Origin of the sequence: Microterricola viridarii, from assembly GCF_001542775.1 — a bacterium.
Taxonomy (GTDB): Bacteria; Actinomycetota; Actinomycetes; order Actinomycetales; family Microbacteriaceae; genus Microterricola; species Microterricola viridarii_A.
Map to the genome: position 1 here is coordinate 907,696 of NZ_CP014145.1, position 14,150 is coordinate 921,845.

The 14,150-nt window shown below is 69.9% G+C and carries 13 protein-coding genes; 9 read left to right on the forward strand and 4 right to left on the reverse strand.

Annotation, left to right across the window (positions count from 1 at the left end; translation table 11 throughout):
• The first annotated feature begins 22 nt into the window (after window positions 1-22).
• The 9 genes from AWU67_RS04050 to AWU67_RS04090 all read left to right on the forward strand — a co-directional run bounded on the left by AWU67_RS04050 (window position 23) and on the right by AWU67_RS04090 (window position 10,479).
• Window positions 23-997 (forward strand): AAA family ATPase, encoded by a 975-nt coding sequence (locus tag AWU67_RS04050; protein WP_067232108.1) that lies wholly within the window; start codon window positions 23-25, stop codon window positions 995-997.
• 12 nt (window positions 998-1,009) lie between these two features.
• Window positions 1,010-2,383, forward strand: coding sequence for a DUF58 domain-containing protein (locus AWU67_RS04055; RefSeq protein ID WP_067226860.1), 1,374 nt, complete (start codon window positions 1,010-1,012; stop codon window positions 2,381-2,383).
• Entirely contained in the window at window positions 2,373-4,724 is a 2,352-nt protein-coding gene (locus tag AWU67_RS04060) for a transglutaminaseTgpA domain-containing protein (protein WP_067226861.1), read from the forward strand. Before AWU67_RS04055 ends, AWU67_RS04060 begins: the two co-directional genes overlap by 11 nt.
• Before the next feature lie 164 nt (window positions 4,725-4,888).
• Complete coding sequence (locus tag AWU67_RS04065; RefSeq protein WP_067232111.1) at window positions 4,889-5,392, forward strand: YceD family protein; 504 nt, start codon at window positions 4,889-4,891, stop codon at window positions 5,390-5,392.
• 2 nt (window positions 5,393-5,394) lie between these two features.
• Window positions 5,395-5,598 (forward strand): 50S ribosomal protein L32, encoded by a 204-nt coding sequence (gene rpmF / locus AWU67_RS04070; protein ID WP_067226862.1) that lies wholly within the window; start codon window positions 5,395-5,397, stop codon window positions 5,596-5,598.
• A 44-nt stretch (window positions 5,599-5,642) separates the two neighbouring features.
• Window positions 5,643-6,338 carry a ribonuclease III gene (gene rnc, locus AWU67_RS04075; RefSeq protein ID WP_067226863.1) on the forward strand — a complete coding sequence of 232 codons (696 nt, stop codon included), beginning with the start codon at window positions 5,643-5,645 and terminating at the stop codon, window positions 6,336-6,338.
• Between the two features lie 28 nt (window positions 6,339-6,366).
• Complete coding sequence (mutM, locus tag AWU67_RS04080) at window positions 6,367-7,317, forward strand: bifunctional DNA-formamidopyrimidine glycosylase/DNA-(apurinic or apyrimidinic site) lyase (protein ID WP_067226864.1); 951 nt, start codon at window positions 6,367-6,369, stop codon at window positions 7,315-7,317.
• Between the two features lie 3 nt (window positions 7,318-7,320).
• The gene (locus tag AWU67_RS04085) at window positions 7,321-7,770 is read left to right on the forward strand and encodes a MepB family protein (protein ID WP_067226865.1); all 450 of its coding nucleotides are present in this window, start codon (window positions 7,321-7,323) and stop codon (window positions 7,768-7,770) included.
• Window positions 7,771-7,878: 108 nt separating this feature from the next.
• Window positions 7,879-10,479 (forward strand): ATP-dependent Clp protease ATP-binding subunit, encoded by a 2,601-nt coding sequence (locus AWU67_RS04090; protein WP_067232113.1) that lies wholly within the window; start codon window positions 7,879-7,881, stop codon window positions 10,477-10,479.
• Between the two features lie 101 nt (window positions 10,480-10,580).
• Here the strand turns inward: AWU67_RS04090 and AWU67_RS04095 are convergent, their stop codons facing one another.
• The 4 genes from AWU67_RS04095 to AWU67_RS04110 are packed head-to-tail and all read right to left on the reverse strand — an operon-like array spanning window position 10,581 to window position 14,074.
• Window positions 10,581-11,381 (reverse strand): ABC transporter ATP-binding protein, encoded by an 801-nt coding sequence (locus AWU67_RS04095; RefSeq protein WP_067226866.1) that lies wholly within the window; start codon window positions 11,379-11,381, stop codon window positions 10,581-10,583.
• A complete protein-coding gene (locus AWU67_RS04100) occupies window positions 11,378-12,244 on the reverse strand; it encodes an ATP-binding cassette domain-containing protein (RefSeq protein ID WP_067226867.1) in 867 nt (288 codons plus the stop codon). The genes AWU67_RS04095 and AWU67_RS04100 overlap by 4 nt, the downstream gene beginning before the upstream one ends.
• Window positions 12,241-13,167, reverse strand: coding sequence for an ABC transporter permease (locus AWU67_RS04105; RefSeq protein ID WP_082716762.1), 927 nt, complete (start codon window positions 13,165-13,167; stop codon window positions 12,241-12,243). Before AWU67_RS04105 ends, AWU67_RS04100 begins: the two co-directional genes overlap by 4 nt.
• Window positions 13,106-14,074 carry an ABC transporter permease gene (locus AWU67_RS04110; protein ID WP_067226868.1) on the reverse strand — a complete coding sequence of 323 codons (969 nt, stop codon included), beginning with the start codon at window positions 14,072-14,074 and terminating at the stop codon, window positions 13,106-13,108. The genes AWU67_RS04105 and AWU67_RS04110 overlap by 62 nt, the downstream gene beginning before the upstream one ends.
• Between the last annotated feature and the right edge of the window lie 76 nt (window positions 14,075-14,150).

The following is a 14,150-nucleotide window of genomic DNA, read 5'->3' on the forward strand; positions in this document are numbered from 1 at the left end:
GTTGCCAGAGGCGGATGCCGGCATGCCACTGGGCGAGCTCGCATCCCGTGCGGCCCAGATCATGGCCAACGTCGAATCCGTCATCGACGGCAAGCACATTGCAGTGCGCACGGCGTTGACCGTGCTGCTGGCGCAGGGCCACCTGCTCATCGAGGACGTGCCCGGCGTGGGCAAGACGATGCTGGCCAAGGCGCTCGCCGCCTCCGTCGACTGTTCGGTGAGTCGCATCCAGTTCACCCCCGACCTGCTGCCAAGCGACGTCACGGGTGTCTCCATCTTCAACCAGGCCGAGCGGCGCTTCGAGTTCAAGCCCGGAGCCGTGTTCGCCAACATCGTCATCGGCGACGAGATCAACCGGGCCAGCCCGAAGACGCAGTCGGCGCTGCTGGAGTGCATGGAGGAGAACCAGGTGACGGTGGATGGCACCACCTACCCTCTGGCCAGCCCGTTCACCGTCGTCGCCACGCAGAACCCGATCGAGATGGAAGGCACCTACGCGCTGCCGGAAGCCCAGCGGGACCGGTTCATGGCCCGCATCTCAATGGGGTACCCGGACATGGAGAGCGAGCTGGCCATGCTCGACGCCCGAGACACCTCCAGCCCGCTCAGCCGCATCGGCGCCGTGGTGAGCGGCGAGGAGCTGCAGGCCATGATGCGCGCGGCCCGTGGCGTGTACGCCTCGCCCGGCATCAAGGAGTACGCGGTGAGCATCGCCAGGGCGACCAGGGACGACCGGGACCTGCGTCTCGGCGCGAGCCCGCGGGCCACGCTGCAGCTGGTGCGGGCCGCCAAGGCTCACGCCGCCCTGCAGGGGCGCGAGTTCGTGTTGCCGGACGACATCGACGAGATCGTGGTGTCGGTGCTGGGCCACCGCCTGGTGCCGACCAGCCGGGCACTCGGGCACCACCACCAAGACAGTGCACCCCTGATCGACGAGGTGGTCAGGCGGATCGTCGCGGCCACGCCCATTCCCCTCGGCTCGACGCAGCGCAGCTAACGGGGCGGAGCCATGAGCGCGGCAACGACGGGCGGCGGGCGGTCACTGCGGCGCGACTGGTGGCCGCGCCTGAGCCGGCGGGGCTGGGCGTTCTTCGTGATCGGCGTCGCACTCGTCGCCGGCGCGCTGCTGTTCAGCCGTCGGGAGTTCCTCTTCATCTCCTTCGTGCTGCTCTCCGTGCCGATCGTCGCGCTCTGCTATGTCGTCATGCGGGGCGCGCGGGTGCACGTGACCCGGCTGTTCGCGCCAGGGATCGTCTCTGCGGGCGGTGAGGCCGTCGTGTCGCTCACCGTGCGCAACATCGGCCGGCGCGCCAGCTTCGGCGCCCGCTGGCGCGACCAGGCCGCCGCGGGCATCCAGGTTCCGCACGATGCCCTGCTTCCCTCCTTGGGCCGCCACCGGCCGGGGGCTTCGGGCGGCGACGACACCGCCCGGCTGGAGTACACGCTCCGGCCCCGGCGGCGCGGCGTCTATGACATCGGCCCGCTGGTGCTCGGCATGGTGGACCCGTTCGGGCTCGCATACGCGGAGCGACCGGTCGGCGAGCCGCACGACCTGGTGGTGACGCCGCGGGTGAGCGTGCTGCCGGATCAGGGCAGGGCCTTGAGTTCGGGCACCGGCGCGCTGCACGAGCTTCTGCGGCACACAAACCCCAACTCCGACGAGCTGATCGCGCGCGAGTACCGCCCGGGCGACGCCCTGCGCCGTGTGCACTGGGCGGCGACGGCCAAACGCGACGAGCTGATGGTGCGGCAAGAGGAGCAGCGCAGCAACCCCGAGGCCCGGATCATCCTCGACACCACCCTCTCCGGCGCCTCGGCCGCCGAACTCACGGCCGTGCGGCAGCGCCGCGGCCGGCTCGACACGGCGGTGGAGCTGGCGCTGGAGGCGGTGGCATCCATCGCCATGCACCTCCTCGCCGCCGGATTCCGGCTGGACCTGGTTGAGACGGGTCCCAGCCAGTTGGGGCCGGGCCTGTCGAGCGGCGAGCAGGGCCGCGGCGGGCTGCGCGGTGATGCCCCGAGCACGTTCCGCGCGCCAGGAGGGGACCGGGCGCTGCTGGAGGGGCTCGCGAACCTGCAGCTGCCGGCCCCGACGATCCGTGCGACAGAGGAGGAATCGGCCGGCAGCGTGCTGCGCAACTCCAGCGCCCACCTGCCTACGTTCGCCGTGCTCATCGACATCGACGAGCAGGAGGCCGCCGAGCTTGCGGCGCTCCGGCCCTTCTGCGGGCCGGCCGTCGCCTTCCTGCTGGGCACCGTGACGCGTGACGCCGACGAACGACTCACCGCCGCCGGCTGGCACTGCATCGAACTGCGCAACCCGGAGCAGCTCCCGGATGCGTGGGTCGAGGCCCAGAAGGGCCGGGTGTCGGATGTCGCCTGAGCTCGCACCCCAACGCTTCGCCCTGCGCGGCCGGCCGTACTGGCTGTTGGCGGGGGCCGTGATGCTGTTGGCGGTGTGCGGCATGCTCGCCATCACGCCCCTGCTCGCGTCGGCGGGGTGGTGGTGGGCGAGCCTGGCCACGATCGGCATCGTCGGTGCCGGCTCTGCGCTGTTGCGCCAATGGGGCGTGCCACCCGTGCTGGTGCCCGTGCTGGCGCTCGCGGGGATGCTGGCATTCCTGACGCTCACGTTCGGGGCGGGCACGGGGCTGCTGTTCCTGCTGCCGACACCCGACACCCTCGGCGTCTTCGGCTCGCTCGTGGCCGAGGGGCAGAGCTCCATACAGACGCAGGCCGTTCCCGCGGACGCCACGGCGGGCATCAGCTTCCTGCTCGCGATCGGCGCCGGGCTGCTCGTGCTGCTGATGGACACCCTCGCGGTGGCGGTGCGGCTGCCGGCGCTCGCCGGAATCCCGGTCGCGCTGCTGCTGATCCTGCCGACCGTGGTGCTGCGCCAGGACGAGCAGCTGTGGGTGCTCGTCCTCGCCGCCGCCTCGTTCCTGCTGCTGATGCGGGTCGACGTGCGGACCCGGCGCAGCGAGGAGGCCGCCAGCACCGCGCTGACCGCCGATGGCCGCCGGGGTGGGCCGCGCGTCGTGACGGCGACGAAACAGCCCGGCCTGGGGCCGCTCGGCGGGGCACTCGGAGTCGGGGCGCTCGGCATCGTCGCCGCCCTCGTCTTGACCGCCGCCATGCCGCTCGTCTCGCTCGGTGCCCAGCTGGGCGTCGGGCCACCCAGCAGCTCGCTGTTCGGCGGCGCGGTCAACCCGCTCATCGATCTCGGCCAGGACCTGCGCCGGCCGGCATCCGTGCCCGCCCTCTCGTACAGTTCCACCGGCAACCGCCCTGTGTACCTCAAGATGCTCACCCTGGACTCCTTCGCCGGGGACAGCTGGGTGGCCGGTCACAGCACGTTCAACCGGTCGAACACGGTGGATGCCTTCCCGGCGCCGCCCGGGCTCAGCGACAACGTGGCGACCCAGGACGTGCGCATCAGCGTCGACATCGCGAACGTGCGCAGCGAGTGGCTGCCTGTTCCATACCCGGCGAAAAGCATCGAGGGGCTGAAGGGGCAGTGGTACTGGGATTCCTCTGCGTTGACCGTGGCCACGACGCATTCGTCGATCGCCGGGCAGGCGTACGTCGTGAACGGGCTGGAACTGGCGCCCACCCAGGAAGACCTCGCCGCGGCCGGCGGCTCCTACCCGGCGGACATCGCTCGGTACGTCGAGCTTCCCGCCGACACTCCCACGCTGATCGCTGACACGGCCCGTGAGGCGACGGCCGGGGCGGACACGCCGTATCTGAAGGCCGCGGCGCTCCAGAAATTCCTGCGCGGACGCGACTTCAGCTACTCGGAGAACACCCCGGTCGAGGACGGCTTCGACGGGGGAGGGCTCCGCGCTCTGGAGCGCTTCCTCACCAAACGCTCCGGCTACTGCATCCACTTCGCCTCGGCGATGGCCGTGATGGCCCGCACGCTGGACATCCCCTCGCGCGTCTCGCTCGGCTATGCGCCGGGGGAGCGCACCAGGGAGAAGCAGGACGGGCAGGTGCGCTACAACGTGCAGAGCTCTGACCTGCACGCCTGGCCGGAGCTCTACTTCGAGAACGTCGGCTGGGTCGCCTTCGAGCCGACACCCGGGCGGGGAGCCGTTCCCTCCTATTCGCTGCCGAGCGCCGCCGTGGCCGCGCCCAGCGTGCCGACGCCGGGTGCCAGCGGCGCCCCGGCACCCGTACGTGACCCGGGAGCGCTGGGCCAGCAGGGCCAGGGGAGCGCGCAGGCACAAGCCGCCGATGCGCGGCAGACGCTGAATCGCACTCTTCTGTTCGCAGCAGGGCTGTTGCTCGTGCTCAGCCTCCCTCTGCTTGCCCGCACGGCGCTGCACATGCGCCGACGCAGGCGGGTGCGCTCCGGCGTCGGTGTGCAACCGCTCTGGGAGGAGCTCACCGACACGCTGCAGGACTGCGGCCACCCCGTGCACGACACCGAGACGCCCCGAGCGCGTGCGGCGCAACTGGGCCGTGTGCTGAGCGAAGCAGAGCAAGTGCCCCCGACGAGTGGCAGGCCGCCCTCGCGCGACTCCTCGCCGCCGTCGAGCGGGAGCGCTACGCCCGCCCCGTCAACAGCGTGCCAGGTGGTGCAGTGCCAGGTGGTGCAGCGTCGGGCGGTCCGAGCGTGGCTGCCCCCCGTGCCGCGCCGCCGGCGACCGAACTGCTGCGAGACGGCGCCCTGCTCGACTCCGCCATCAGGGCGGCCACCCCGTTTGGCCGCCGGCTGAGGGCGCGACTGCTGCCCGCCTCGCTGTTCGAGCGCCTTCGCGGCGCCCTCGCACCCGGCGCGGAGGGAGCCCCCAGTAATACTCGGTAGGATCTCGTGGTGAGTAATTTCAGCAAGACGCCATACACCGTGCACGTGCGCGACCTTCTTCGCCGGGCAGGCGAGATGCGCGAGGTCACGCTCGAGATTCCCGTCCCCGCCCAGCTGGGGGAAGGTCTCGTTGCCGTGCGTGCCGGCGAAATCATGGACGTGGATGTGCGTCTGGAGGCTGTTCACGAGGGCGTTTTGGTCAGCGCGAACATCGATTCAGTGGCATCCGGAATCTGCGGACGGTGCCTGAAAGACATCGACCTGCCTGTCGAAGTCGAGTTTCAGGAACTTTTCGCGTATTCTTCTGATGAAGCTTTTGAGTATGAGGTTCAAGATGACCACGTGGATCTTGAACCGCTGATCAGGGATGCGGTTGTGCTTGCACTTCCGTTCCAGCCGGTTTGCCGGCCGGATTGCCCAGGTCTCAATCCTGAGACCGGGGAGCGGCTTGCCGAAAAACCCGAACTCACCGTAGAAGCGCCGCGCGACTTGCGCTGGGCTGCGCTTGCGGACTTGCAGGTTTCCACAGACAACGAAGCAGGCGGAGACGCCGGCATCGACACGAAGAAAGAGAGATAGTCATGGCTGTTCCCAAGCGGAAGATGTCACGCTCCAACACGCGCGCCCGCCGTTCGCAGTGGAAGGCTGAGGTTCCCAACCTCGTCAAGACCGTCGAAAACGGCAAGGTCACCTACAGCCTCCCGCACCGCGCCAAGGTCGTCACCGACTCGGCCGGCACCGAACTCTTCATGGAGTACAAGGGTCGTAAGGTCGCCGACGTTTAATTCGGCACGTGTTGCCGGTGTACGCCGTCTGAAGGGCATTCTGCATGGCTTCTCTTCCTGAGCAGTCGCGGGATGCCCTTGCGGCGTCTCTCGGCATTGATATTGACGATGCGCTGCTCGAGCTTGCTCTCACGCATCGTTCTTTTGCGTACGAGAACGGTGGGATCCCCACCAACGAGCGCCTGGAGTTCCTGGGCGACTCGATTCTCGGGCAGGCCGTCACGGTCATGCTGTACCGCAGCTACCCGGATCTTGACGAGGGCCACCTCGCCAAGAGACGCGCCAGCCTGGTGAGCAGTGTCGCCCTCGCAGAGGTCGCCCGCTCCATCGAGCTCGGGCAGTACATCCGGCTCGGCCGTGGTGAGATCCTGACCGGCGGTCGCGACAAGGCCTCCATCCTCGCCGACACCGTCGAGGCCATCATCGGAGCTGTCTACCTCGACAAGGGCGGCGATGTCGCGACCCCGTTCGTGCTGCGCCTGATCGAGCCGCTTCTGGCCGACCCGGACCGTTTCGGTGTCGCGATGGACCCGAAGACGAGCCTGCAGGAGATCGCCGCACACCACGGCGGTCCTGCACCCGTGTACGCGATCACCGAGAGCGGGCCGGACCACGACAAGCGTTTCGTGGCGACCGTGACCGTCGGCAAGGTCACCGCGAACGGTGAGGGCACCAGCAAGAAGAACGCCGAGATGGCGGCGGCCCTCGAGGCCTGGTCGCGCCTGACCGGGCGCAAGTAGCCAACACCCGGATTGCCTGAGCTGCCCGATGCCTGAGCTGCCCGAAGTCGAGGTGGTCCGCGCCGGCCTGGCTCCGGCCGTCACCGGCGCGCTCGTGCGCGGCGTCGAGGTGTTCGACGAGCGTTCCCTGAAGCGCCACGATGCGGCATCCGGCAGCTTCGAGGGCCTCCTCCTCGAGAGGCGGATGCTGGCGGCCGTGCGCCGGGGCAAGTTCCTCTGGATCCCGCTCGACAGCGGCCGCGCCCTCGTGACCCACCTGGGGATGAGCGGCCAGGTGCTGCTGCGCAGCCCCGGATTCGAGGAATCCGGCCTGCTGCGCATCCGGCTCGCGATCGAGCACCCGGAACACGGCGAGTTCTGGGTGAACTTCGTCGACCAGCGCATCTTCGGCTCGATGGCCGTCGACCGCATGGTGCCGACGGATGACGGCCGCGCCGGCGGATTCTCCGGTGCAGACGCCCTGGGCGACACCACGGCTGCGGCGCCCTGGCGTCTCCAGCTGCCCGGCCAGGTGGCGCACATCGCGCGCGACCCGCTGGACCCGGCGTTCTCAGACGCCTCCTTCTTCGCCGCGCTCGCCCGCAAGAACACCGGCATCAAGCGCGCGCTGCTCGACCAGAGCCTGGTCAGCGGCATTGGCAACATCTACGCCGACGAGGCACTCTGGGCTGCACGCCTGCACTATGAGCAGCCGGCATCCTCGCTCTCCACACAGAAGAAGCGCACCCTGCTCGCCGAGGTGCGCCGCGTGCTCGACAAAGCCCTAGCCGAGGGCGGCACCAGTTTCGATGCGCAGTACGTCAACGTGAATGGTGCGTCCGGCTACTTCGCCCACCACCTCACCGCTTACGGGCAGCAGGGCAAACCGTGCCTGCGCTGCGGCACCCCGATGAAGCGCGCACAGTTCATGAACCGCGGCTCGCACTTCTGCCCGCAGTGCCAGCGGCTGCGCGCTCCCCGCGCCGGCTCGGCAGCTTGAGCCGTGGGGTTCACCGCGTTCAACCGCTTTCAAGCCCTGAGCGATGCCGGATTCGGCGAGGCCGCGCAGCCTCGAGCCGAGGAGCAGAACGGCGACTACGAGTCGGGTGTTGTACAGGTCGAATCCGAATGGTGGCGGTTGCGCACCGCACGCGTCACGCCCAAGAAGCCCGGTGCCTTTGTCGCCGTCTGGACGCGGGACGAGAATGGTGAGACCAGACCGTTCGGCTCGGAGGACCAGGCGGCGGGGCTGCTCGTCTTCGTTCAGGACGCCGACAGGTTCGGGGTGTTCCGCTTCACAGACGCCCACCTTGAGGCGTTGGGGGTGACGCGTTCCGCCGCCCACGCCGGCAAGCGTGGCTTCCGGGTGTACCCGGCGTGGAGTGTCGACCTGAACCGTCAGGCAACGCGAACACAGGCGGAGCAGGCCGCGGCGTTCATGCCGCTCAGCTGACGGCCACCCGCCCGACTGATCCTGTAGAAACCCCGTGCCCGGGAATACCTCTGCGCCTCGCGCGTTGAAGTTGAGCGAACTGCACTCAACTTTACAAGAGGAGGATTGGTGCCCGAAGATTTCACAGAGGCCGGAGCCAACTCGTTTGACGAGTTCCTCTCCCGCTACCTCGCGGGCGAGCAGGCAAGACAGGCACGGTCGATCGACCTCAGCCGCTTCCTGACCGCACGCACCCAGAGCATCCTGCGCGAGGCCGGACGCTTCGCCCTGGAGCGAGGCCAAACCGAACTCGACGCCTTGCACGTCCTGCGTGTGATCGTCGACGACGAGAGCGTCAAGCAGGCGATCGCCCGCATCGGCGTGTCGCCGGAGCGTATCATCACCGCGGCTGAGGCCCGCCTGCCCGCCGCGACAGATGTCGCCTCTAGTGCCGCCGCCACGATCACGCCGAGCGCCTCCCGCGCGCTGTTCCACAGTTACCAGGTGGCGCGCTCGAGCGGATCGACGTACATCGACCCCGAGCACCTCTTCTTCGCTCTCGTGCTGGGGCAGGACGCCCCGGCCGGCCAGGTGCTTGCCCGCGCCGGCGTCACCGCCGAGGCGCTGACGCAGCAGATCCGCGAGACGGTGACGGCGGGCGAGCCCGGTGATGACGGGCTCGGTGACGACGCACCGGCGGCCAGCGCCGCGGCATCGGCGACCCCCATGCTCGACAGCTACGGCACAGACCTCACGCAACGCGCAGCCAACGGCGAGCTCGACCCCGTGATCGGCCGCGCCGACGAGATCGAGCAGACCATTGAGATCCTCAGCCGCCGCACCAAAAACAACCCGGTGCTGGTCGGCGAGGCCGGCGTGGGCAAGACGGCGATCGTCGAGGGCTTGGCCCGCGCCATCGTCGAGGAGAGCGTGCCGGAGCAGCTGCTCGGCAGGCGCGTGATCTCGCTCGACCTGCCGGCCATGCTCGCGGGCACGCGCTACCGCGGCGACTTCGAGGAGCGCCTCACCAAGACGATGGAGGAGATCGCCGCGCACCAGGGCGAGCTCATCATCTTCGTCGACGAGGTGCACACCGTCGTCGGCGCGGGCGGTGCCGGCGACGGCGGCATGGATGCGAGCAACATCCTGAAGCCCCGCCTCGCGCGCGGCGAGTTGCACCTCGTCGGTGCCACGACGCTCAGTGAGTACCGCAAGATCGAGAAAGACCCGGCGCTCGAGCGCCGCTTCCAGCCCGTCAAGGTGGGGGAGCCCTCGATCGAGGACGCCGTGCAGATCCTGCACGGTCTGGCACCTGCCTACGAGGGGCACCACGGCGTGCGTTACACGGATGCCGCGCTCCGAGCCTCCGTCGAACTCAGCGCCCGCTACCTCAGCGACCGCGTGCTGCCGGACAAGGCCATCGACCTCATCGACCAGGCCGGGGCGCGGCTGCGCCTGAAGCTCGGCATGAAGACGGATGTCCCCGCGCTCATCGCGCGGCTCGCCGAGCTGGAGGCCGACAAGAATGCCGCCGTCGGCGCCGAGCACTACGAGGAGGCGTCGAGGATTCGCGACGAGATCGAGGGGGTGCAGACCAGGCTCGACGCGGCGACCGCGAAGGCGGGCGCCACGGCATCCGCCGGCCGCACGACCGCCACCGGCGAGGCCCACGTCATCGACGAGGCGCAGATCGCCGCGGTGATCTCGCGGGCCACCGGGATCCCGGTGAACCGCCTCACCGAGAGCGAGCGCGAGCGCCTCGGCGACCTTGAGGGCGAGCTGCACGGGCGCGTCATCGGCCAGGACGACGCGGTCACTGCGGTCGCCAAGGCCGTGCGCCGCAGCCGCACCGGCATGGGTGACGCGCGTCGTCCCGTTGGCTCGTTCCTGTTCCTCGGGCCGACGGGTGTCGGCAAGACCGAGCTCGCGAAGTCGCTCGCGGCGAGCCTGTTCGACGACGAGGCCGCCGTGATCCGTTTCGACATGAGCGAGTTCGGAGAGCGGCACACCGTGTCGCGGCTCGTCGGTGCCCCTCCCGGCTACGTCGGTTACGACGAGGCCGGCCAGCTCACCGAGCGCGTCCGCCGCAACCCGTACTCGATCGTGTTGTTCGACGAGATCGAGAAGGCGCACCCCGACGTCTTCAACCTGCTGCTGCAGGTGCTCGACGACGGGCGCCTGACCGATGGCCAGGGGCGCACGGTCGACTTCCGCAACACTGTGATCGTGATGACCTCGAACCTCGGCTCGGAGTTCCTCGCGTCCCGGTCGGGCGCGCTCGGTTTCGTGGCGGGCTCTGACGCCTCCGGCTACGGATCGGCCGAGGACGTGCGTCAGCGCGTCATGGGCAAGGTGCGTGAGGCGATGCGCCCCGAGTTCCTGAACCGCATCGACGAGATCGTGCTCTTCCAGAAGCTCGACCGGCCGCAGCTTGAGCGGATCGTCCGCCTCATGCTCGGCGCCACGGCGTCCCGGCTCGCCGCGCGCGAGGTCGGCTTCGAGGTGACGGGTGCCGCAGTTGCGCTCTTGTCTGAGCGCGGCTACGAGCCGGAGTACGGCGCCCGGCCGCTCCACCGCGTGATCCAGCGCGAGATCGACGACCGCATCGCCGATCTCTTCGTCAGCGGCGAGGTGGGCAACGGCGAAACTGTGCGGGTGGATGTCGTGAGCGGCGAGTTCGTCGTGACCTCCGTTCCGCACGCAACGGCCAACGTGCCGCAAGCGGCGTAACACCCTGAGCCGCGAATGCCCGGCCCTCCTCTGGAGGGGCGGGCATTCGTCGTCTCGGCAGCGCGGGCCAGACGACTGGCTGGTCGCGGGCAGACGACGGGCTAGACGCGGGGGAGGCGCGGCACAGCGGCGATGAGCGCGCGCGTGTACTCCTCGGCCGGCGCGTGCAGCAGCTGCGTTGTTAGCCCTGCCTCCACGACCCGGCCGGCCTGAAGTACGACGGTGCGCTCACAGAGCGAGGCGACGGCGCCGAGGTCGTGCGAGACCATGACCAGGGCGAGGCCGGTGCGCTCGCGCAGCCCCTGCAGCAGCTCGATCACCTGGATGCGGGTGCTCATGTCGAGCGCGCTCACCGGTTCGTCGGCGAGCAGCAGTCGCGGCTGGCAGACGACGGCGCGGGCGATCGCGATGCGCTGCCGTTGACCGCCGGAGAACTCATGCGGGTAACGGTGCAGCACGTCGGCGTCGAGACCGACCGATTCCAGGGCGGATGCCGCCCGCACGGTGGCGTCCCGCCCGCTGGCGATGCCGAGCGATCGCAGCGGCTCGCTCACAATTCGGTCGATGCGCTGGCGTGGGTCCAGCGAGGAGTACGGATCTTGGAAGACGGCCTGCACGGAGCGGCGGAAGCGGCGAATCTGCGCGGTGTCACGTCGGTTGAGCGGCTCGCCGTCGAAGAGCACGGCGCCGCTGCTCGGGGCGTCCAGGCCCAACAACAGCCGGAGAGCCGTCGTCTTGCCCGCGCCGGACTCTCCGACGAGCCCGACGCTCTCGCCCGCGGCGATCGACAGCTCGACCCCGTCCAGGGCGAGGCCGGCGCGGTGGTAGCGGTAGCCGGCCCCGCGGAGCGCGAGCACCGGCGGCGCAGTCGTGCCGGGCGCTGTCGTGTCGTGTTCGGTCATGCTGCGCCCTGCCCTGCCTCTGAATCCGGTCGCGTTGTGTCCGGTCCCGGTGAACTCGGTCGTGGGGCGTCCAACGCGCCGTCCAGCGCCGCGGCGCTGGCGACGAGCCGAGCCGTGTACTCGTGCTGCGGTGCACGAAGCACGCCGGTGACCGGTCCGCGCTCGACGGCCACGCCTTTGCTCAGCACGATCACCTCGTCGACCATCGACGAGACGACGGCGAGGTCATGGCTGATGAACAGCAACGCCATCGCCCGTTCGTCCACGAGCCGGTTCAGCAACTGGAGCACCTCGGCCTGCACGGTCACGTCCAGCGCGGTGGTCGGCTCGTCGGCGATCAGCAGTGCCGGCCGGCTGGCCAGGGCGATGGCGATGGCGACGCGCTGGCGCTGGCCGCCGGAGATCTCGTGCGGGTAGGCCCGCAGCATCCGGTCGAGGTCGGGCAGTGCCACCTCGTCCAGGGCCTCGCGCACGGCCGTGTCCAGGGCCGCCCCGCGCAGGCCGCGGTGCCGGCGGATGGGGCCGGCCACCTGGCGTCCGACACGCATCAGCGGGTCGAGGGCGGTCAGCGGCTCCTGGAACACGATCGAGGCGACGGGGCCGCGCAGGGGGCGGAGCACGCGGTCGTCCGCGCCGATCACCTCCGTGTCGTTCAGGATGACGCTTCCGCTGGCCTCCAGCCCTGTGGGCAGCAGACCGGTGATCGCCAGCGAGGTGAGCGACTTGCCGGAACCGGACTCGCCGATCAGGCCAAGGCGCGCTCCGCGCTCGAGCGAAAAGCTGAGCTCGTCGACGAGCGGCGCGGCATCCGGTGCGGCGGAGGCGGAGCTGACCGACAGATTGTCGATGCGGAGCAGGCTCATCGGGAACGCTTTCGGGTCGGGTCTGCGAGGTCGCGCAGGCCGTCGGCGATGAAGTTGACGCCGACGACGAGGATGACGAGCGCGATGCCGGGGGCGATCGCGCCGGCCGGGGCCGTCGTGAACGTGGCCTGGGCCTCCTGCAGCATGCGACCCCACGAGGCGTTGGGCGGGGGAGCGCCGAGCCCCAGGTAAGACAGGCTCGCCTCGGCGAGCACCGCCGCGCCGAAGAGCAGCGCGAGGTTGACGCCGAGCGTCGGCCAGATGTTCGGCAGCACGTGCTGGCCGATGATGCCGAACACGCGGGTGCCGGAGGTGCGCGCGGCCGTCACGTACTGGGCGCGCAGCACCTGGCTGGCCAGGATCCGGGTGAGCCGGGCGACGACGGCGGAGAGGGCGATGCCGATGGCCAGGATGGCGGTGCCGAGCGACGCGCCCTGGGCCGCGACGATCAGCATCGCCAGCAGCAGCACGGGGAACGCGATCAGCACATCGAGGGTGGCAGAGATGGTGTCGTCGAGCCACGGCTTGGCGAAGGCGGCGATCAGCCCGACCGTGATGCCGATCGCGGCGCCGACGGCGACCGCGCCGCAGCCGACCGTGATCGCGATGCGGGCGCCGATCATCAGCTGGGTGACCAGGTCGCGCCCGAATTTGTCGGTGCCGAGCCAGTGCTCCCAGCTGGGGGCCTCCAGCCGGCCGCCGGAGGTGTCGGACGGCTCGTAGGGCAGCCAGACCAGGGAGATCAGGGCGACGGCCACGATCAGCCCGACGAAGGCGATGCCGATGGCCAGCGTGCGCGAGCGGCGTGCGCCCTTCAGCCGCGGTGAGACGTGCTGTGTGGCGTCGGCGGGGTCACGGCGGTCATCGGATTCCGTTCCCCGAGATGCTCGCGCGCAGGCGCGGGTCGATGAGGCGCTGGGCAACGTCGGCGAGGAAGCCGATCACCAGCACGAGGAGGGTGCTCACCAGCAGGATGCCCTGGATGTTCGGGTAGTCGTGCTGTTGCACGGCCGTGAGCAGCATGCTGCCCAGCCCGGGCAGAGTGAAGACGCTCTCGACGACGACGGCGCCGAGGAACGTGGTGGCCAGCTCGATGCCGAGGATTGCCACGACGGGGACGCTCCCGTTGCGCAGCCCGTGCCGCCAGAACGCGCCGGAGAAGCTGGCCCCCTGCGCGCGGGCGGAGCGCAGGTAGTCACTGCCGATCACGTCGAGGGTGGCCGAGCGGATGTAGCGGGTGAGCGAGGCGCTCATCACCAACGCGATGGTGATCACCGGCAGGGCCAGCGAGGTCAGCGCGGCGCCAGGGTCGGCCCAGTCGTCGCGCGGGAAGCCGCCGGAGGGCAGCCACCGCAGGTTGACGGCGAACACGTTGACCAGCAGCATCCCGACCCAGAAGACGGGCACGGCGATGCCGAGCTGCGAGAAACCGGAGAGCAGGATGCCGTACCAGCGGTCGGCGCGCACGGCGGCGATGAAGCCGGCCGGCAGGGCGATCAGCAGGGCCAGGCCGAAGGAGAGCAGCGTGAGCGGGATGGTCACGTTCATGCGGGCAGCGATCTCGGGGCCGACGGGCAGCGAGCTGATGAAGGAGCTGCCGAGATCGAGGCTGAGCACGCCGCCGAACCAGTCCACGAACTGCGCGGTCAGCGGAAGGTCGGAGCCGACCTGGGCGCGGGCCGCGTCGATCTGCTGCTGGGTGGCGTTCACCGAGAGCAGGGCGTTGGCCGGGTCGCCGGGCAGCACGCGCAGCAGCAGGAACAGCACCACCATCGCGATCGCGAAGGAGATCACCAGGAAGCCGAATCGGCGCAGAAGATAGACGGTCATTGAGACTTCAGGTTAAGGCCTGAAGGCCGGGATACCGCAACCGCGGTTCCCGGCCCACAGGGTGGTGGTGTGATCA